The sequence below is a fragment of the Cyanobium sp. CH-040 genome (assembly GCF_024346135.1).
In the GTDB taxonomy this organism is placed as follows: Bacteria; Cyanobacteriota; Cyanobacteriia; order PCC-6307; family Cyanobiaceae; genus NIES-981.
This window is the reverse complement of the sequence record NZ_JAGQCJ010000003.1, coordinates 12,949-30,802: the sequence shown is the minus strand read 5'-3', so window position 1 is coordinate 30,802 and position 17,854 is coordinate 12,949. Positions and strand designations below refer to the sequence as shown.

Genomic DNA, 17,854 nt, shown 5'->3' with positions numbered 1-17,854 from the left:
GTGTCCGATGCTGCGGATCGGCAGCAATCCTGTAACGAACGCCACCTCAAGCCTGTCCGTTCCCTCGGGGATGCCCGTTCTCGCCTCTCCGCTCAGCCCGCCTGTCAGGCTGCAGGCGCCAGTCCGCCGCGCCAGCGGGCCATCAGTTCCGCCTGGGCCAGGTGTGCCTCGCCCTCCTGCTGGGGCTGGCTGAACTGGCCATCCGGGCCCATGTGCCAGGCGCGGGTGTCGTGGAGATAGATCTCCAGCAGTTTCTCGAGCTGCTCACGCAGCAGCGGATCCTCGATCGGCGCCACCGCCTCGACGCGGCGGTCGAGGTTGCGCGGCATCCAGTCGGCGCTGCCGATGAAGATCTCCGGCGCGCCGCCGTTGCCGAACCAGAACAGCCGCGAGTGCTCCAGGAACCGGCCGATCACGCTCACCACGCGGATGTGGTCGCTGATGCCCTCCAGGCCTGGCCGCAGGCAGCACATGCCCCGCACCACCAGCTCGATCGTCACCCCGGCCTGGGAGGCCTGGTAGAGCAGGCCGATGATCGCCGGATCCACCAGCGCGTTCATCTTGGCCCGGATGTGGCCGCCGCGCCCCGCCTGGGCGTGCTCGATCTCGCGGCGGATCAGATCCTCCATGCCCTTGCGCAGGGTGACGGGCGCCACCAGCAGGCGGCGGAAGCTCTGCTGCTTGGAGAAGCCGGTGAGATAGTTGAACAGCTCCACCAGATCGGCGCCGAATTCCGGCCGCGCCGTGAGCAGGCCGATGTCGGTGTAGAGGCTGGAGGTCTTGGAGTTGTAGTTGCCGGTGCCGATGTGCACGTAGGTGTTCAGGCCGCGCTTCTCGCGGCGCACCACCAGCAGGATCTTGGTGTGGGTCTTGAGGCCGATCACGCCGTACACCACATGCACCCCGGAGCTCTCCAGCTGCCGGGCCCACTGGATGTTGTTGTCCTCGTCGAAGCGAGCCTTGAGCTCCACCAGGGCCATCACCTGCTTGCCGTTCTCCGCCGCCCGGATCAGGGCCGCGATCACCGGTGAATCCTTGGAGGTGCGGTAGAGGGTCATCTTGATGGCCAGCACCGAGGGATCGTCGGCGGCCTGGTTGAGGAACTCCTCCACCGAGGCCGAGAACAGGTCGTAGGGGTGCTGCAGCAGCACATCGCCACGGCGGAGCACCGAGAAGATGCTCTCGAACTCCTCCTGCTTGATCGAGCCGTCCTCCAGCTGGCTCTTCTGGGTGCGGGCCAGGGCGGGCGGCGTGCGGCCGCTGAAGGGCTTGTCCTTGAGCCGGGGCAGGCGGATGCTCAGCAGCCCCATGAGGTCGTCGAGGCCGAGGGGGCCGTTGATGCGGTACACGTCCTCGGCTTCCACGTCGGCGCCTTCGATCAGCAGGTGCAGCACCGACTCCGGCATCTCGTCGGCCACCTCCAGGCGCACCACCTCGCCGCCGCGGCGGCGTTTGCGCAGGCCCGCCTCCAGGGCCTCCATGAGGTCGTCGGCCTCCAGGTCGCGCAGCTCCAGGTCGGCGTCGCGGGTGACGCGGAAGAAGTAGTGCCCCTCCACGTTCATGCCGGGGAAGAGCAGGCTGAGGTTGAAGGCCACCACCTGCTCCAGGGGCACCGCCGTGAACACCGGCTCGGGGCTGCGGCCGCTGAGTTTCGGAGGAATGGGCACGAAGCGCGGCAGGATCTTCTGGGGCACCTTCACCCGCGCGAACTGCTGCTGGCCGCTGTCCGGGTCGCGCACCAGCACCGCCACGTTGAGGCTGAGGTTGCTGATGTACGGGAAGGGATGGGAGGGGTCCACCGCCAGCGGCGTGAGCACCGGGAACACGGCGTTGCGGAAGTAGTCGTCCACCCACTGCCGCTGCTCGCCGTTGAGGTTGGCGTAGTCGATCAGGTGAACGCCGTGTTCCGCCAGCTGACTCTTGAGCGAATGGCGGTAGTGCTGCTGCTGCAGATCCAGCAGGGGCCTGAGTTTCTGCTGAATCGCCTCCAGCTGCTGGTGGGGGGTGAGGCCGTCGTCGCTGAGAGTGGCGACGCCGGCCTCCAGCTGGCTCTTCAGGGAGGCCACCCGCACCATGAAGAACTCGTCGAGGTTGTTGCTGAAGATGGCGCTGAACTTGGCCTGCTCCAGCAGAGGGGTGTGCTCGTCGAGGGCCTGGGCCAGCACCCGGTAGTTGAACTCGATCCAGCTGAGCTCCCGGTTGATGTAGAGCTCCGGGGAGACCTTGGGCGCGGCTTTGCTCATGGCAGAACCGTAGCAATCACGGGCGGCCTGGCCTGTGCCGCGTTTGCTTGACGGCGCCCATGCGCCGGGCGCCGCCGGCCACGATCGCCGCCACCCCCAGCAGCAGCCCCAGGCCGAGCCAGAAGGGGCTGGTGCGGCCGAGGGTCTCGTAGGCCAGCCCCGCCAGGGCCGGCCCGATGAAGCTGCCCAGGCTCTGCAGCCCCTGCAGGCTGCCCAGGGCCGCGCCCTGGCCGCTGTCGTCGAGGCGGCGCGACACCTGGGCGCGCAGACAGGGCGTGACCAGCCCCGTGCCCAGGGCCAGGAGCGACACGGCCGGGAAGATCAGGGCGCGGGAGGTCTCCGCCGTGGCCAGCAGGATCAGCAGGCCACCGCCGATCACGAAGCCGATCCCCGCCATGGTGAGGCGCCACTCGCCGAAGTGCGCCACCAGCGGGCCGATCAGGCCGCCCTGCACCACCATGGCCACCACTCCCACCACCACGAAGGCGGCGCCCGCCAGCCCCGGCCCCCAGCCGAACTGCTGCTTGAGGTAGAGGATCAGCACGGCGGCGAAGCCGTTGAAGGCCAGGAAGAAGAGGAAGAAGGACGCGCACAGCCGCCGCACCTGGGGGTTGACGAACACCCGCGCCAGCTGGGTGAACGGCTGCAGCTCCCGTTTGCGCGGCAGCGGGATGCGGGCCTCGATCGGGTGGGTTTCCGGCAGCAGGGTGACCACCAGCGTGAGGTTGAGCACGGCGATGGCCACGGCCACCAGCAGCGGCAGGTTCACGTGCACCCGCCCCAGCAGGCCGCCGAGGGCCGGGCCGAGGATGAAGCCCAGGCCGAAGGCCACCCCGATCAGCCCGAACGCCCGGGCCCGCTGCTCCGGCGGCGACACATCCGCCAGCACGGCCCCGGCGGTGGCCGCGGTGCCGCCGCTCACTCCATCGATCAGCCGCGCCGCGAACAGCAGGCTCAGCGGCAGGGCGGAGCCGGCGGCCCAGGGCAGCGCGCTCCAGTCGGTGGCGATCGTGAGGGCGAACAGGCCCAGCCCCAGCACCGAACCGGCCACGCACACGCTGATCACGGGCCGGCGGCCGAAGCGGTCGCTGAGGGCGCCGATCAGCGGTGTGGCGGCGAACTGGGCGAAGGCGTAGCTGCCGGTGAGCAGGCCGAGCACGCGGCCGTCGCCGGTGAAGCCCGCCAGCAGGAACGGCAGCAGCGGAAAGATCAGCGTTTCGCTGAGCCGGTCGTTGAGCAGGGTGAGAAACGCGCAGAGGAAGGCGGCGCGGCGCGACGCGGTCACCGGCGGGCCACGAGCACGCGGTGGCGGTGGTCGGAGGCCACGCGGCGGATGGCCTCGAAGCCGGCCTGCCGCAGGGCGGCCTCCATGTCGAGGGCGAAGTAGTCGGCCAGGTAGGGCTCGGTGCTCTTGAGCAGGGTGGCCAGCGGCGCCGGCATGGCGCGGATCGTGGGGGACTGGGGATCCTGGTCGACCATCGCCAGCACGCCGCCGGGGCGCAGCAGCCGGGCGGCTTCCGCCAGCACGGCGCGGGTGGCGGTGGCCGGCAGCTCGTGGCAGAGGAACTGCAGGGTGATCAGATCGAAGCCGGCCTCCGGCAGGCCGGTGGCCTCGGCGGCGGCGTGGTGCCAGGCCTCGATGCGGCCCTCGGGATCGCGCACCCGGGCCACTGCCAGCATCTGGGGGGAGAGGTCGAGACCGCTGACGCGGGCCGGCTCGCTCTGGCGGGTCTCGAGCCAGGTCTTGAGCAGCTGGGTGCTGATGCCCACCGAGCAGCCCAGATCGAGGGCCTCGCGCACCGGGCCGGAGAGGCTGGGGGCGATCGCCGCGAAGATCGCGTCGCGCATGCGCGCCTCGGCCGTCTCGGGGCTGAGAGGCTCCTTCTTCCACACCCGCAGTGCCACCGAGGCGGTGGCCTGCTCCGCCTCGCAGGCCGCGTCCCAGCAGAGGTTGCCCTGGTCGTAGGCGTGGAAGCGGGCCCGGTAGTAGGCGGGCACGACGGTGGCGGGGTTGGTGCTGGCCGCCAGCAGGGGCTCGGCCTGACGCCGCAGCTGCTCGCGGCGGGCCCGCCAGGGGATGCCGCGCTGCTCGGCGGTGCGGATCATCATCCGCCGGGCCTGCAGGAACAGCAGCCGGCGCAGGGGATCCACCGCCAGCACCCCGGAGATCAGGCGCCCCAGGGGGGTGCGATCGTCCGCCCAGTTGGGCGGCGCCAGTGTGGTCGGCGCTGCGGGGCTCGTGCCGGCGGCGGCGGCGGACATGGGGTCGCGCTGGCTGGGGGGCTGGGGGCAGTATCGCCGCCGCCGCCCTTGGCCTGAGAGCCGCCGCCGTCCGCCATGCTGTGGCACGCCGCGGATGGGTGCCGTGCCGGAGCTGAGCCATCTCAACGCCTCCGGGGAGGCGCGCATGGTGGAGGTGGGTGACCGGCCGGCCAGCCGGCGGCAGGCCGAGGCCGAGGGCCTGATCGCCATGGCCCCGCAGACCCTGGCGCTGGTGCTCGCCGGCCATGCCCCCAAGGGCGACGTGCTGGCGGTGGCCCGGGTGGCGGCCATCCAGGCCGCCAAGCGCACCTGGGAGCTGATCCCGCTCTGCCATCCGATCGCCCTCTCCGGCGTGGACGTGACGATTGAGTCCGCCGCCGACGGCAGCGGCCTGCGGCTGGTGGCCCGGGCCCGCACCACCGGCCCCACCGGGGTGGAGATGGAGGCGCTCACCGCCGTGCAGGTGGGGCTGCTCACCCTCTACGACATGCTCAAGGCGGTGGATCCGGCCATGACCATCGGGCCGGTGCGGCTGCTGCGCAAGAGCGGCGGCCGCCACGGTGACTGGTGCCATCCCGACCTGCCGCCCGACCTGCCAGCGGCTGATGCCGGGCGGGCCGATGGCTGAGGCTGCGTCCGCCGAGCCCTATGGCCGCGAGGGCCTGCCCCTCGATCAGGCCCTGGCCCGCATCCTCGACACGTTGGAGCCGCTGGGGGTGTGCGAGGAGCTGCCGCTGGCCGCCTGCGCCGGCCGCGTCACCGCGGCGCCGGCGGTGGCTGCGGCGGCGGTGCCGGGTTTCCGGGCCTCGATCATGGACGGCTACGCCATCGCCGGTGCGGAGGTGCCGCCGCGGGGTGCGCGCTGGCGGCTGCTGGGACGCTCGGCGGCGGGCGCGCCGTTCGACCGGGTGCTCGAACCGGGCCAGGCGGTGCGCATCCTCACCGGCGCCGTGGTGCCGGAGGGCAGTGGCCGGGTGCTGCCCCAGGAGCTGGTGCGCGTGCTAGAGGAGGCCGATGGCGAGGCGATCGAGTTGGCGGGCGACTGCGGTTCCAACCCCTGGATCCGGGCCCCCGAGGAGGAGGCCGCCGCCGGCGCGCTGCTGGTGCCGGCCGGCTACCGGCTGGGGGCGGCGGAGCTGGGCCGGCTCGCCAGCTGTGGGGTGGAGCGCCTGGCGGTGGCGGCGCGGCCGCGGCTGGGCCTGCTGATCAGCGGCGATGAACTGGTGCCGCCCGGCGCTCCCCGGCGTGCTGGCCAGATCTGGGAGAGCAACTCCACCCTGCTGCGGGCCCTGCTGGAGCGCCTCGGCTACGGCGTCACCGCCGAGCGGGTGGTGGTGGATCAGCCCCAGCCCCTGCGCCGGGCCCTGGAGGATCTGGCCGGCTGCTGCGACGTGGTGGTGAGCACCGGGGGCGTGTCCGCCGGCGACAGCGACTGGATCCGCCCCCTGGTGGCCGAGCTGGGGCAGGTGGGCTTCTGGAAACTGTTCCTGAAGCCGGGCCGGCCGTTCGCCTTCGGCCATCTGCAGCACGGGGGCCGGCGGGTGCCGTTCTTCGGGCTGCCGGGCAACCCGGTGGCGGCGGCGATCACCGCCCTGCAGCTGCTCTGGCCGGCGCTGCAGCAGCTGGAGGGCGCCGGGATCCAGCGGCTGCCGCGGCTGAAGGTGCGCCTGGAGGCCGATTTGAAGCGGGCCAGCGGCCGCCCCGAGCTGGCCCGGGCCGCGCTGGTGGTGGCCGCCGATGGAGCGCTGCTGGCGCGGGTGAGCGGCTCCCAGGCCTCCTCGCGCATCGGGTCGCTGGCCGGGGCCGACCTGCTGCTGGAAATCCCCGCCGAGCTGGGCACGCTGGAGGCCGGCACCGAGCTCTGGTCCCAGCTGCTGCGCCTGCCGATCCTCTGAGCTCCGGCGGCGCGGTTTGCCGCGCCTGATCAGAGCGGCGTGTTGCCCTCCAGCCACTGGCGGCTGCCATCAAGCAACCACTCGCGCTTCCAGAAGGGCGCTTCGTGTTTGAGGGCTTCCAGCAGCTCCTGGCAGCAGCGCTGGGCCGGGCCGCGGCGGTCGGCGGCAACGGCCACCAGCACGATCGGCTCCCCCGGCAGCACCCGGCCGATCCGGTGCCGCACCAGCACGGCGGCCACCTCCGGGTTGTCGGCGGCCGCGGCGGCCAGCTGCCGCAGCTGGGCTTCGGTCATGCCGGGGTAGTGCTCCAGCTCCAGGGCGGCCAGGGGCACACCGGCGCCGCTGTGGGGCCGCACCCGACCCACGAAGCTGCTCTCGGCGGCCGGCAGGTGGCCCAGCCGGTGGCGCAGTTGGCCGTGCCAGCGCTCCAGGGCCTGCAGCGGCTGGAAGGGTCCGGGTTCCAGCGCGATCGAGAGCAGCGGGGCGGCCATGAACGCTCGCAGGTCAGCCGCCGCTGATCGGCGGCAGGAAGGCCAGCTCGTCGCCGCCGGCCAGGGGCGAGTGCCAGGTGGCGAACTGCTGGTTGATCGCCACGCGCACCGTGGCGGCGGCATCGGCGGGCTCCAGCCCCAGCTGCTCCCACACCGCGGCCGGCGTGATGCCGCCCGTCACCGGGAGGTGGCGTTCCCGCCAGCCGGCCCGCTCGCGCAGGGCGGCGAACAGCAGCACACGCAGCTCGCCAGGAAGGGGCAGCTCGGGGCTCGGGGAGGGATCGGTCATGCCAGCACGGGGCGGTGCCGGCCCCCACAATGGCGTCAGCCGAGGCGGGCCGGTGGGGCTGGCGATTGCGTTGCTCACGGTGTCCGACACGCGCAGCCTGGCCGACGACCCCTCCGGCGATGCGCTGCAGGCTCGGCTGGAGGCTGCGGGCCACGCGCTGGCGGAGCGGCGGATCGTGCCCGACGACCGCTACCGCATCCGGGCGGAGGTGAGCCGCTGGATCGCCGATCCGACGGTGCAGGTGGTGATCAGCAGCGGCGGCACCGGCCTCACCGGCCGCGACGGCACCCCCGAGGCCGTGGCACCCCTGCTGGACAAGACGATCGAGGGATTCGGCGAACTGTTCCGGGTGCTGTCGTTCGAGACGATCGGCACCAGCAGCCTGCAGAGCCGCTGCCTGGCGGGGGTGGCCAACGGCACGGTGGTCTTCGTGCTGCCCGGATCGCTGGATGCGGTGGAAACGGCCTGGGACCGGCTGATCCGCGCCCAGCTCGACGCCACCACCCGCCCCTGCAATCTGGTGGCGCTGCTGCCGCGGCTGGCGGAGTCGCCCGATCGGCCGCAGGCGCCCGCCTGAGGGGGCTCGGCCGTGCGGCTGCGCACGGCGGCGCGAGGCCGATCCGGCGTGAGACGAACCGGCAGCGGGCGCAGGATTCCGCCGTCGTTGCCGGAGTCGTGGGAGGAGATGCTGCAGAGGTGGCCATCGGCATCGGCCGCCATGGCAAGGATGGTGGCCTCCACGGTGTCCACGGGCACGGGCCAGGGCATCGGCGCGTCGAGGCTCCACCTGCCGTTGCGGTTGGACGCCGAGGAACAGATCGCCCTCCACCCAGGCCAGTCCGCTGAGGTCGGGCAGGGATCGGGCCCGCTCCACCCCCTGGGAACGGCGCGGCAAGCTCGCCGCGGCGGTGATCAGCAGAGTCGCGGCCATGGAGATCGCTGCCAGAGCTGGCTTGGGCCTGCTGGGTCTCCGCCCCCAAGGTTTCAGGCCCACCGGCCGGGTGGCGCTGATGCTGCAGGTGGTGCGCTCCGGCGCCCGCAGATCGCCGGGCACCCAGCTCTCGCTGCGGGGTACTGCGCTGGAGGTCCAGATCACGATGGCGCCCTCCTGTTCGCCCTTGCCCACCGGGGAGGCCTGGTAGCCGAGGGCGGTGGGCACTACCTGCCAGCGGAGGCTCTGGGCACCGCCTGGCGCTGCCGCGCTGGTGAGCCCCTGGGCGGAACCGGTGGGGACTGGGTGGTGTCGGGCCAGGGCCGCCAACGCCTCACGCATCTGCCCGGCCGCCAGGCCCTGCAAGAAGACGATTGGCGGAGGCGTAGCTGGAGCAGGCGAGGCTGAAGGATCTTGGTGCTCCGTGAGGCGCACCTCGCGGTGCGACAGGGCCGTCGTGGTCCTGCAGGAGCGTTACCGGGCCTGAGAGCGGCTGGTGTGCCGGGTGGTGGGCCAGCACCGCAGCACCCAACGACAGCCCGGCAAGGTCGTTTCGATCGAGGAGGCCAGGCTCAGGCATCGCATGCGGGAGATCGCGGCGAATCACATCCGCTGGGGCCGGGGGATGGGCCCATCACCTGCTGGGGCGGAAGGGCTGGATGGTGCACCACAAGCGGGTGCAACTCCTGTAGCGGGAGGAGGGCCTGCAGCGGCCCACCACCCCCAGGAAGCGCAAGCTGGCCCGCCCCGCCGACTGCTAAGTGCGGCGTCGCCGGGCTGAGCATCCCCACCTGGTGTGGGCCATGGACTACCAGTTCGCGCCACCGCCGATGGCCGCAGACTCAAGTTCCTGAACGTGATCGCCGAGCACAGCCGCCTCTGCCTGGCGATCCGGGTGGGCAGGCGCTGCAAGGCCAAGAATGTCGTGGTGGTGCTGTATGCGCTCACCAGCCTCCACCCGGCACCGGCCTTCATCCTCAGCGACAAGGGCTGCCTGGAGTTCATCGCACCAGCTCCGTAGGAGCTGGTGCGATGGGAGTGGGATGACCACCCCTTACATCGAGCCAGGATCACCGTGGGGAATGGCTTTGCCGAGTCGTTCAACGGACGGTTCCGGGATGAATTCATCAACACCGAGCTGTTCACCACAACCAAAGAGGCGCAGATCCTGGCTGATCATTGGCGCTGGGAGTACAACACTCTCTGGCCAGATTCGGCACTCAAGGGGCTTGCGCCCCCGGAGGCAGGTCAACAGGGAACTCCAGCATGACAACATCCACCCATTCTCATACTGTCTGGACCGATAACGGGGGTCACGTCACCAGCACCAGGGCGCTGGAGGTGGGGCTGGCGCAGTACAGGAAGTGCAAGCAGCTGATCGTCGATGAACTAAGGCACCTGCTGTTCGAGCCGCAGCCAGGCCGCTCGGTCTTCCAAGTGATCTGGCGCGGTTACAAGTAGGGGGGCGTGGTGATCAGCTCCAACCGGCCGGTCTGGGTGTGAGACGGAATGTTCAGAGGGGTGGTGGGTGGGCGTGGCTGCGGCAATGCTCGATCGGCGGATGGATCACAGCCACGGGGTGACGATCCTCGGCGACAGCTACGGGCTGAGGGAGAAGCGCCGCTTCGGATTGGTCCGGGCACGTGAGGGCGATGCCTGCCAGGACGGCCTGAAGAGAAACAACAGGAACAGCCGCACCAGCGGCAAGAGCAGACCACAACCCACCAACCAAGACCAAAAATCATGAGCAAGCTCTTATAGCGCCGTCGCAAAAAATGCCGGTTCACTCGGAAAGCCCCACCCCTGAGCATCCCTGGGGTGGGGCAGCTGTTGATGTCGGCTATGGCTCAGGATCCAGTTTCGGCTATCACCCCTCTACCCGCTACCCTGGCAGGGGGTGGTGATGTGACAGGATGAGTTCAGCAAGCTTATATGGCCAAAAAAGGTTGATGAGCCTGCCTCACAAGCGCCGATCCAGAGTCAGTCTCGCTCACAGTAATCCCTGGCAATCCCTAGTAATCCCTGGTCGCCCATACTTTGAAGCGGCAGCGGAGGATTGCAACCTGTCGGCTGTTCATGTCCACAAGAAGGAAGCGGCGAGCTCTCCGACGGCGTCCCTTACCAGGAATCCAGGAATTCAAGGCGTATGATCAACGGCCGGTCACGCCAACGAATCAGCAATTTCCCCATGTGTCGTTTTGGGGCGCTAATAAGGTCAAGGCCGCTTACATTCCAGTAAGGGGCCTTGAATCTGATCATCAGAACAGCCTAGTTGTGGGCAACTAGGCTGCGACGGGAAAGGGATAGGAGCCCGTAAAAGCAGTGGCCGCAATTGAGCTGTCAAATATCGACTCAAGCGACGCAACCTTTCCACCATTTCTTGAAGTGGCCGTTAAGACAATGCTCAAGACAGGGATATCATAGTTGCGACCGGTCTGCACTGCGGTGCGGGACTCGAATGTCTTTGCTATGAAGCGGTCGCCTTTGGCATAGACCTCCTGAATGTCAAAGATACGCGGCACACTATTATTAAGAATGTCCGCGAGGCTATTTACTACAGCCCTTTTGCCGGTACGGATTTCCTTGTCGGCAAAAGGAAGGATGCTTGGATCTCCAGTAAATTTAACAGCGGTACCTGGCTGCACGAATTTAGTCAGGACATCCAGATCATCCGCACTCTGGACACCTCCGAATGCACCAAAGAATCTCAGTGCAGCGCCCAAGGTCTCTTCTGTGGTGATTGATCTATCACGCTTGCCTGTAATAATATCGTCAATATCAGGATTCGGGACCTGCTTCTTGCCACCTACGAGAGCCTCAGACATCAGATAGGAGTCATTGGCAACATTGACACTTCTGATTCGGCCCTTCCCATTGACGTCCAGATAGATTACAGAATCTAGACGAAAGTCTCTACCCTTTAGTGTTGATCCCTTGCCACGCGTCGTCGCCGCTTGCTCGGCAATGACTGCAAATTTATTTCTTACAGGGGAAAGGGGGTTGGGCTGGGTGAAGTCTACAGAAAATGCAGAATCAATGATCTCTTGACTTTGGAATGAAGTGGTCTTGACCTCACTCTTCAAAGCCTTCAGAGCCGAAGCAATGCTCTTGCGACCCTGAAAACTGCCATACGACCCAGAAACGAGTCCAGGCTGTCCTGAATAGGTCCACTCAGCCCCACCGCTGAGCAGATCCTTAATTTTTGAGAGTGAGGACTGCTCCCTTTGCTTGCTATTTGACTCTAAAAAGCGTTCGTAATATTTAAGGAATGAGGAAACCGTTGAGGACGCAGCGGAGCCGGACATAACAGTGAGGTCAGTACCTTTAGTTAAAAGCATAATTGCATGGGCCAGCGATGGAAACATTCTGGAAATATATGTTCACCGGAGGATTGTGTAGCAGAGCTGTCGTCAGGATGGAATCCTGGCCGTTGGCGGAGGAGTGGTGATGTCGTTGCTGAGTCCAGGTAGATCGTGCGCTTGACGTGGACCCCGGAAACTGAACCAGTCCTTATGAGAGCTTCCCTATCGGCCAGGCCTGGCCAGGAGAAGCCCCATGAAACGCAAGCGCACACCCCCGAGCAGATCATCCGAAAGCTGCGCATCGCTGAGCAGCTCCTCAATCAAGGCCAGACCGTTGCCGACATCTGCAGGACGCTGGAGGCGTCGGCTCCCACGTATCACCGCTGGCAGCAGCTCTACGGCGGCATGAAGGCCACTGAGGCCAAACGCCTCAAGGAGCTGGAGCAGGAGAGCACCAGACTCAGGCGCTTGCTGGCTGACGCCGAGCTCGATAGGGCCATGCTCAAGGAGCTGGCCGAGGGACACTTCTGAGCCCGGACCACCGTTGCGCTGCAAAGCGCACCTCGCGGTGCGACAGGGCCGTTGTGGTCCTGCAGGATCGATTCCGGGTGTCCCAGCGCCGGGCCTGCCGGCTGGCGGGCCAGAACCGCACCACCCAACGCCGGCCCGTGCCGGTGTTGGCGATCGAGGAGCAGAAGCTCAGGCGGCGGATCCGCGAGCTGGCCCGGCGCCATGTGGGCAGGGGCCGAAGACTGCTTTACCAGCGGCTGCAACTGGAGGGCTGCAGCGGCCCCTGCCGCGCCGGCGCAAGCGCTCCCGCCCCGCCAGCGGCTCAAGGGAGTTGCTGCGGGCCCAATACCCGTACCACGCGTGGGCGATCGACTTCCAGTTTGACCTGACGATGGATGGCCGGATGCTTAAGCACTTGAACATGGTGGATGAATTCAGCCGCGTATGCCTGGCCATTCGGGTGAGCAAGCGCTGCAGGGCTGTGGATGTGATCGACATAATCGAGGAGCTGCTCAAGCTGTATCCACCACCCACCTGCGGATGGACAATGGCCCTGAGTTCATTGCCCATGCCTTGCAGGAGTCGTGCACAGGCAGCGGTTCTGGCGCGGCCTCCATTGACCCAGGTTCACCCTGAGAGAATCCATTCGTGGAGTCCTTCAACAGCCGCTTCTGAGATGAGTTCCTGACTATCGATCTGTTCGCCTCAGTGCCAGAAGCCAGGCGGTTGGCAGAGCATTACAGGATGGAGTACAACATCGACAGACCGTATTCGGCGCTCTATGGGCGTACGTCCCTGGAGAGCCGAATGCAATGGAGAGCGGCCTGACTACCCACCAACTCTCAGAAGAACTGGACCAGCTATGGGGGTCACGTCACGCTTAGGAGGTGTGGCACCGGAGATGATCAACGGCGGCTGGAAGGAATAGTGATGGGCTTCGCGGAGTCCCTCATTGGGTCTTCTTAACGGCAGCAATCGGCATTGACGTGCATTGCAGAAGCCCACAGAAACCTGCAAAACAAGAAGGGCGGTCACGTGATGATCACAAACCAAGGCTTCTGCTTGCTCAGCGATCCAAACTAGGTGAAGCGTACTGATTGTGAAGTCTGGCCTGAACTCAATGAAATCGAGAAGCTATCACGAATGTGGATGGAGTAGTTGTTGGCAGTCTCAGCCTCATCCTGGACTTCAGTGATGCAGTCTGCGGGTTAGAGATGAAAACTCATGAACTCCTGGTTCTCACTCGGGACCAGCAATGGTTAAGCATTGCTGCCGTATCGTCAGTAAATGCTGAGGATTCAAGGCGACAGTGGGAAGGATTGAGCGAGGCCGAGGACTTTAACTGTTGCAGAGCAGAGTCACAGTGGCGACAACGGATTACGAAGGAGCAAGATCTAAGCCAATCAAGCCATGCAGGGAGCAGGATTAAAAGATTGTATGAGAGAAGGAGATCGTGTATCATGGGAAGAGTTACGGCCTGTACTGGGCGTCTATAGTCAAAAATACATGAAAGACGAGGCAGAGATCTCTCTCGGACAAGGCGACTACGCCGCATTATTCGCATTGGGCGGAAACATAATCCGAGAGCCTGATTTGGATGGGTTATTGAAAAAGATTCTCGAGGAAAGCAGGCCTTGGATATCATGTGAGGCCTGCTCAATCTTTTTGCTTGACGAGGCTACCGGCGAGCTCCTGATTCTTTCAGCATATGGAAATACCGCAGATTCAATGACGGAGTTCCGCATGCCCGCTGGTCAAGGCATTGTGGGAACTGCAATGACTGAAAAGTGCACAATACGTGTCGATGATGTCAGAACAGATAAGCGATTCTATTCTGCTGCCGATCAGAAGACGGGATGGAAGACACGCGCACTTGTTGCAGCTCCATTGCTTGATGGCGATAGGGCGATCGGTGCAATTGAATTCTTAAACCCGATAGGTCGCCCGGCATTCACGAGGAATGATGAGCTGCTAATTGACTATTTCTCAACCCTAGTATCAGCATCACTCGTTAGGATTCAATCACATCGAGCAGCTCTTGAGCGTGCACAGGTACAGAGAGACCTCGATTTAGCTCGAGAGATTCAGTCGGGGATCCTCCCAAAAGACTTCCCTTCTCCAGAACTGATTGGAGGTTTAGACCTCTATGCAGTGATTCACCCCGCAAAGGAGGTTAGCGGTGACCTCTATGACTTCTTCCTCGGTCCAGATGGAAGACTCTATTTCCTTGTGGGAGATGTATCAGGAAAAGGTGTTGCCCCAGGTCTTTTCATGGCAATATCGCGCACAATGATTCGTGCCATTGCTGGGCAGGGGTTGGGTCCGATGGAACTTCTCATGGCAGCCAATGCACAACTATGGCCGGAGAATCCAACATTCCTATTTGTAACCATCGCACTTGGGCTGTACGATTCAGATAACAGCACGATACATTATGCCCAAGCTGGTCACTGCCAAGCCGTATTAATCAAGCAAAACGGAAAGGCAGAATTGCAGCCTGCCGGAGGTCAGCCCCTCGGTGTGTTTGAGGACGCTGAGTTTTCACCGTTATCATGCAAACTAGAACTTGGAGACACCTTTGTTCTTTACTCAGATGGTGTGACCGAGGCCATGAATAGTAGAAAAGAGCTATATGGAGATACGCGCCTACTATCTGTTCTTGGCAATGTTACGGGACTCAGTTCACGGCAGATTTGCGAAAAGATGCTAGAGGATGTTGCAAGCTTTGTAAACCGAGCAGAGCAGTCAGATGATATTACAATTATGGTGCTGCGCAGGATGAAATGACTTCAGTGTCATGGGTCTTGCAGATCTACAAGACACCTGCGCAGTTAGACGTGGTATCGATTACAGAAAGGCACTTACTCATCTTGAAATCCGTGACTTATTTCAATGATCCGGCCATCCGGATCTCGAATCCAGACGGTGCGCCATCCAGGAATGTAGTCATCGAAGTTCAGAGGGCCGAGCGTAATTTCGACATCTGCGATTTCGGACAACTTCTGATCTACATCGTTAACTTTAAAAGCCAAGTGACGGAAGCCAGGGAAGGTATATCCGTCATTCATAGCCTCTGGAATAGGAAGTTCTTCTTCTGCCTGGAAGAGTTCAAGATAGAAGGCACAGTCTGACATCTTCAGGAAAACGATTTTCTTTCCACCTGGGAGAACAGCAACCCTGGTTCTCCTGAACCCAAAGTTCTTGCAGTACCAAGCCTCTGTAGCCTCCTGATCTTTGCAGGTGATTGCAAGCTGAGAAATGATTTGGAGCATGATTGATCTCAGGCAACGGTTCCGTCAGGATACTGGGTCATCCCAGCAAAGTGGATCTTGATGCGACCGTCTTCATCAAGAACCCAGCTATCAGCAAAACGCATGTGGGCTATACCATCAGGAGTTTGAAGAGTAATTGCCTCGACGATCATGAGAGTGCATGGATTTTCAGTCTCTGCCCAGAAGGCTATATCTGTTTCCAAGCCTTCAATTCCTAGAATGCCTTTGAAGTGTTCTGACAACTGCTTTTGGCCTCTGAAATACTTGGGTTCGCGCTCAAAACTAGAAATAAGAAGCGCGTCTTCAGCGTACTGACCGAGCAAAGCATCAATATCCTTGTCCAAGATATATTGTATATGTTCTCGATACATATCGCCGAGCTTTGTAGCTGGTACATTGTTCATTGTTGTCAAATTCAATGGTACGAGATTAAGTCCGAGTTTCAGAGCTTACATGATCCAGGCATGTAGGTCATGCCATTTACAACATACTGAACTACGACAAGACGGTCGTCAAGACGCCTGATGCGCCAAGTCTGATCGGCATCCATCATCAAGCGAGTGCTTGTTGCTGCCGGAGGATCCCATACGCTGGCCTGCCAGTTGACAACTACATGAACAGTACATTCATCGTCGTCAACAGATTCAATGTCAGCCACCTTAAGAGTATGGACTTCATCAAAGAAGATGTTTACTACCTTGTTGTACCATTCTGCGTAGCCGTCAAAGCCTGTGACTGTAGCCTCTGGGAATACAAGCTGAACGTCGTCTGTCAGCAATGGGCGAAAGCATTCAAGTGGTGCATGTATATCAAGAAGTTGGTACCAAGCACTGGCGAAGGACCAGATTTCAGGATGGGTAAACATGAGGACAGTCTCTCAAAGAGCAGTTACGGAAAAGCAAGAATTATGCTGAACAATGAGTCAAGAGTGGTGATCACTGGCCACAGTGGACACCAATTAAATCGGGGTGCACGTCACCTTCTAAGACGAGATTAATCAAATAGGGCTCAGTGGAATTAAGCATTCGCTCAATTGCGGCATTGATCTGTGAGGGTTTCCAAACACGTTCACCCTTTACACCCATAGAAGAAGCAGCATCTTCAAATGAAATTTCAGGCCTGGAGAGATCAAAGCATAAGGGGTAGTCGTGTGGTTCTATATTTCGTTCGTTCCAGAACTGTTGAATATTTGCCTGCAGCAAACGGTAGGATCGATTTTGACAAACCACAAACTTGGCGGCTATATTGTGCCGAGCTGCTGTCCACAGCGCTTGGATAGTATACATGCTACCGCCATCGCCTGAAATGCCAATCACCTCACGTTCAGGGTGAGCAAGTTTAATTCCAATGGCGCCAGGAAATCCAGTACCTAAGGACCCTCCTCGTGTCCAGTGCTTGTCGCCAAAGTGTCGTCCGGGAAGATATTTTGATATTGGAGGGGAATTGGTCAGTGCTTCATCAAAGATAATGGAGTTAGGAGGGAGCTGAGATGAGAGCTGCGAGAAGAATGCTCCTGAAGACATGAAGACAGTCTCGCCATCATAGGCACTGTCAGAGATTTCATCTCTAAGCCCATAAAGTTCTTGTATACGGTCATCAATAGTGGCTCGCCGCGACTCGTTCGAGTCTCGAAGACGGATGAATCTATCACGAGCTTCTATCGGCATCGATTGCAATACCCCGATTAGCTGACCGACTAAGCCCTTTGGATCACCCAGAACTGAAAGATCAACCCTATGGTTTTTGGCAATGTTGGCAGGGTTGCTGTCGATGTGAATAACTGTTGCTCCAGCCGAGAATATGTCGCCCAAATGCGGAAACACTTCAGGAAGCAAATAGCATCCAATAGCAATAATGCAGTCAGAATCCCGTGTTATCGGCAAACTGGATTGGCCGAACATATGACCAGTGCTTCCAAAAAATAATGGATGATCTTCTGGAAAATTGATCTCCCCGCCATCTGCCATATAGACTCTTGCGCCTATCAGCTCAGCAAGTTGTTGCACTGCTGCGTTGGCATCGCTCCAAGCGACACCATCGCCTACGAGTAATATCGGATCATGGGAGCTGGAGATGGCTTGAGCAATATCCTGGATGGACGACGAGGGTGCTAGTGAAGCTAGAGAGATCTGATGTGCAGGGAGAAGTGGTTCCTCTACCTCTGTATCGAGAATATCTTGAGGGACACAAAGATAGACTGGACCGCAGGGCGGAGTGCTAGCAATCTTGATAGCTCGGCGCACCATTCTTAATAGACTTGAAGGATGACTGACCATCGCCGCCCATTTTGTGACCGGCTCTGCCATCGCCACCAAGTCTCCTGCCATCTGTGCATCCATGGCCTGGTAACAGATTCCAGCATCACCTCCGATAACCACAAGCGGTGCATTGCCGCGCATGGACTGATATAGGTTGCCTATGGCATTGCCGAGACCAGGCGTTGAATGGATCTGAACCAGAGCCGGCATTCGCCGCGCCCGAGCATATCCATCCGCACATAACACTGCGATTGACTCTTGCAATGTCAAGATGTACCGCATTTCTGGCACCATCCCCAGCGCGTCAAGAAAGCCTTGCTCAACGGTTCCTGGATTGCCAAACATGTAGGTGATGTTGCTTGCGACAAACTGCCGCAGCATTGCTTCGTGTCCTTTCACAG

19 protein-coding genes are annotated in these 17,854 nt (G+C 62.4%); 9 read left to right on the top strand and 10 right to left on the bottom strand.

The features are described 5' to 3' along the window. Nucleotides 1-104: 104 nt before the first annotated feature. From ppk1 to KBY90_RS04105, 3 genes are read right to left on the bottom strand one after another with little or no spacing between them, the layout of a single operon-like run. Complete coding sequence (gene ppk1 / locus KBY90_RS04115) at nt 105-2,243, bottom strand: polyphosphate kinase 1 (protein WP_254967207.1); 2,139 nt, start codon at nt 2,241-2,243, stop codon at nt 105-107. Nucleotides 2,244-2,259: 16 nt separating this feature from the next. Continuing rightward, entirely contained in the window at nt 2,260-3,528 is a 1,269-nt protein-coding gene (locus KBY90_RS04110) for an MFS transporter (protein WP_254967206.1), read from the bottom strand. After that, the gene (locus KBY90_RS04105; RefSeq protein ID WP_254967205.1) at nt 3,525-4,505 is read right to left on the bottom strand and encodes a class I SAM-dependent methyltransferase; all 981 of its coding nucleotides are present in this window, start codon (nt 4,503-4,505) and stop codon (nt 3,525-3,527) included. The genes KBY90_RS04110 and KBY90_RS04105 overlap by 4 nt, the downstream gene beginning before the upstream one ends. 94 nt (nt 4,506-4,599) lie before the next feature. Between KBY90_RS04105 and moaC the strand changes: the two genes are divergently transcribed. After that, entirely contained in the window at nt 4,600-5,133 is a 534-nt protein-coding gene (moaC, locus tag KBY90_RS04100; RefSeq protein ID WP_254967204.1) for a cyclic pyranopterin monophosphate synthase MoaC, read from the top strand. Next, nucleotides 5,126-6,400 (top strand): molybdopterin molybdotransferase MoeA, encoded by a 1,275-nt coding sequence (locus tag KBY90_RS04095; RefSeq protein ID WP_254967203.1) that lies wholly within the window; start codon nt 5,126-5,128, stop codon nt 6,398-6,400. The genes moaC and KBY90_RS04095 overlap by 8 nt, the downstream gene beginning before the upstream one ends. A gap of 29 nt (nt 6,401-6,429) precedes the next feature. Here KBY90_RS04095 and KBY90_RS04090 read toward each other — a convergent pair whose 3' ends face one another. Both KBY90_RS04090 and KBY90_RS04085 read right to left on the bottom strand, forming a co-directional pair. After that, nucleotides 6,430-6,891: a molybdenum cofactor biosynthesis protein MoaE gene (locus KBY90_RS04090; RefSeq protein ID WP_254967202.1), complete on the bottom strand. Its 462-nt coding sequence runs from the start codon at nt 6,889-6,891 to the stop codon at nt 6,430-6,432. A 13-nt stretch (nt 6,892-6,904) separates the two neighbouring features. Further along, nucleotides 6,905-7,180: a MoaD/ThiS family protein gene (locus KBY90_RS04085; protein ID WP_254967201.1), complete on the bottom strand. Its 276-nt coding sequence runs from the start codon at nt 7,178-7,180 to the stop codon at nt 6,905-6,907. A gap of 52 nt (nt 7,181-7,232) precedes the next feature. Between KBY90_RS04085 and moaB the strand changes: the two genes are divergently transcribed. The 5 genes from moaB (at nt 7,233) to KBY90_RS04060 (ending at nt 9,858) form a co-directional block, all read left to right on the top strand. Continuing rightward, nucleotides 7,233-7,757, top strand: a complete 525-nt coding sequence (gene moaB / locus KBY90_RS04080) for a molybdenum cofactor biosynthesis protein B (protein WP_254967200.1) — start codon at nt 7,233-7,235, stop codon at nt 7,755-7,757. Nucleotides 7,758-8,109: 352 nt separating this feature from the next. Next, nucleotides 8,110-8,322 carry a hypothetical protein gene (locus KBY90_RS04075; RefSeq protein ID WP_254967199.1) on the top strand — a complete coding sequence of 71 codons (213 nt, stop codon included), beginning with the start codon at nt 8,110-8,112 and terminating at the stop codon, nt 8,320-8,322. Between the two features lie 645 nt (nt 8,323-8,967). Then, nucleotides 8,968-9,132: a hypothetical protein gene (locus tag KBY90_RS04070; protein ID WP_254967198.1), complete on the top strand. Its 165-nt coding sequence runs from the start codon at nt 8,968-8,970 to the stop codon at nt 9,130-9,132. A gap of 54 nt (nt 9,133-9,186) precedes the next feature. Next, nucleotides 9,187-9,381: a transposase gene (locus tag KBY90_RS04065; RefSeq protein ID WP_254967197.1), complete on the top strand. Its 195-nt coding sequence runs from the start codon at nt 9,187-9,189 to the stop codon at nt 9,379-9,381. Nucleotides 9,382-9,639: 258 nt separating this feature from the next. Beyond that, complete coding sequence (locus tag KBY90_RS04060) at nt 9,640-9,858, top strand: hypothetical protein (protein ID WP_254967196.1); 219 nt, start codon at nt 9,640-9,642, stop codon at nt 9,856-9,858. 535 nt (nt 9,859-10,393) lie between these two features. On the opposite strand, the gene KBY90_RS04055 is transcribed toward KBY90_RS04060, so the two are convergent. After that, nucleotides 10,394-11,476 (bottom strand): nuclear transport factor 2 family protein, encoded by a 1,083-nt coding sequence (locus KBY90_RS04055; RefSeq protein WP_254967195.1) that lies wholly within the window; start codon nt 11,474-11,476, stop codon nt 10,394-10,396. Nucleotides 11,477-11,623: 147 nt separating this feature from the next. Here KBY90_RS04055 and KBY90_RS04050 point away from each other — a divergent pair, with 147 nt between their 5' ends. After that, the gene (locus KBY90_RS04050) at nt 11,624-11,944 is read left to right on the top strand and encodes a transposase (protein WP_254967194.1); all 321 of its coding nucleotides are present in this window, start codon (nt 11,624-11,626) and stop codon (nt 11,942-11,944) included. Between the two features lie 1,485 nt (nt 11,945-13,429). Continuing rightward, nucleotides 13,430-14,710 (top strand): PP2C family protein-serine/threonine phosphatase, encoded by a 1,281-nt coding sequence (locus KBY90_RS04045; protein ID WP_254967193.1) that lies wholly within the window; start codon nt 13,430-13,432, stop codon nt 14,708-14,710. 74 nt (nt 14,711-14,784) lie between these two features. Here the strand turns inward: KBY90_RS04045 and KBY90_RS04040 are convergent, their stop codons facing one another. From KBY90_RS04040 to KBY90_RS15065, 4 genes are all read right to left on the bottom strand, one after another. Continuing rightward, entirely contained in the window at nt 14,785-15,195 is a 411-nt protein-coding gene (locus KBY90_RS04040; protein WP_254967192.1) for a VOC family protein, read from the bottom strand. A gap of 8 nt (nt 15,196-15,203) precedes the next feature. Continuing rightward, the gene (locus KBY90_RS04035) at nt 15,204-15,539 is read right to left on the bottom strand and encodes a hypothetical protein (protein ID WP_254967191.1); all 336 of its coding nucleotides are present in this window, start codon (nt 15,537-15,539) and stop codon (nt 15,204-15,206) included. Between the two features lie 98 nt (nt 15,540-15,637). Next, nucleotides 15,638-16,060 (bottom strand): hypothetical protein, encoded by a 423-nt coding sequence (locus tag KBY90_RS04030; protein ID WP_254967190.1) that lies wholly within the window; start codon nt 16,058-16,060, stop codon nt 15,638-15,640. Between the two features lie 70 nt (nt 16,061-16,130). Further along, nucleotides 16,131-17,852, bottom strand: a complete 1,722-nt coding sequence (locus KBY90_RS15065; protein ID WP_254967189.1) for a thiamine pyrophosphate-binding protein — start codon at nt 17,850-17,852, stop codon at nt 16,131-16,133. Between the last annotated feature and the right edge of the window lie 2 nt (nt 17,853-17,854).

What these genes read in the sequence shown, in the direction of transcription:
- moaC (WP_254967204.1), top strand. Translation starts at nt 4,600, where the DNA reads ATGGGTGCCGTGCCGGAGCTGAGCCATCTCAACGCCTCCGGGGAGGCG.
- KBY90_RS04085 (WP_254967201.1), bottom strand. Translation starts at nt 7,180, where the DNA reads ATGACCGATCCCTCCCCGAGCCCCGAGCTGCCCCTTCCTGGCGAGCTG.
- KBY90_RS04075 (WP_254967199.1), top strand. Translation starts at nt 8,110, where the DNA reads ATGGAGATCGCTGCCAGAGCTGGCTTGGGCCTGCTGGGTCTCCGCCCC.
- ppk1 (WP_254967207.1), bottom strand. Translation starts at nt 2,243, where the DNA reads ATGAGCAAAGCCGCGCCCAAGGTCTCCCCGGAGCTCTACATCAACCGG.
- KBY90_RS04030 (WP_254967190.1), bottom strand. Translation starts at nt 16,060, where the DNA reads ATGTTTACCCATCCTGAAATCTGGTCCTTCGCCAGTGCTTGGTACCAA.
- KBY90_RS04095 (WP_254967203.1), top strand. Translation starts at nt 5,126, where the DNA reads ATGGCTGAGGCTGCGTCCGCCGAGCCCTATGGCCGCGAGGGCCTGCCC.
- KBY90_RS04105 (WP_254967205.1), bottom strand. Translation starts at nt 4,505, where the DNA reads ATGTCCGCCGCCGCCGCCGGCACGAGCCCCGCAGCGCCGACCACACTG.
- KBY90_RS04055 (WP_254967195.1), bottom strand. Translation starts at nt 11,476, where the DNA reads ATGTTTCCATCGCTGGCCCATGCAATTATGCTTTTAACTAAAGGTACT.
- KBY90_RS04045 (WP_254967193.1), top strand. Translation starts at nt 13,430, where the DNA reads ATGAAAGACGAGGCAGAGATCTCTCTCGGACAAGGCGACTACGCCGCA.
- KBY90_RS04050 (WP_254967194.1), top strand. Translation starts at nt 11,624, where the DNA reads ATGAGAGCTTCCCTATCGGCCAGGCCTGGCCAGGAGAAGCCCCATGAA.
- KBY90_RS04040 (WP_254967192.1), bottom strand. Translation starts at nt 15,195, where the DNA reads ATGCTCCAAATCATTTCTCAGCTTGCAATCACCTGCAAAGATCAGGAG.
- KBY90_RS04090 (WP_254967202.1), bottom strand. Translation starts at nt 6,891, where the DNA reads ATGGCCGCCCCGCTGCTCTCGATCGCGCTGGAACCCGGACCCTTCCAG.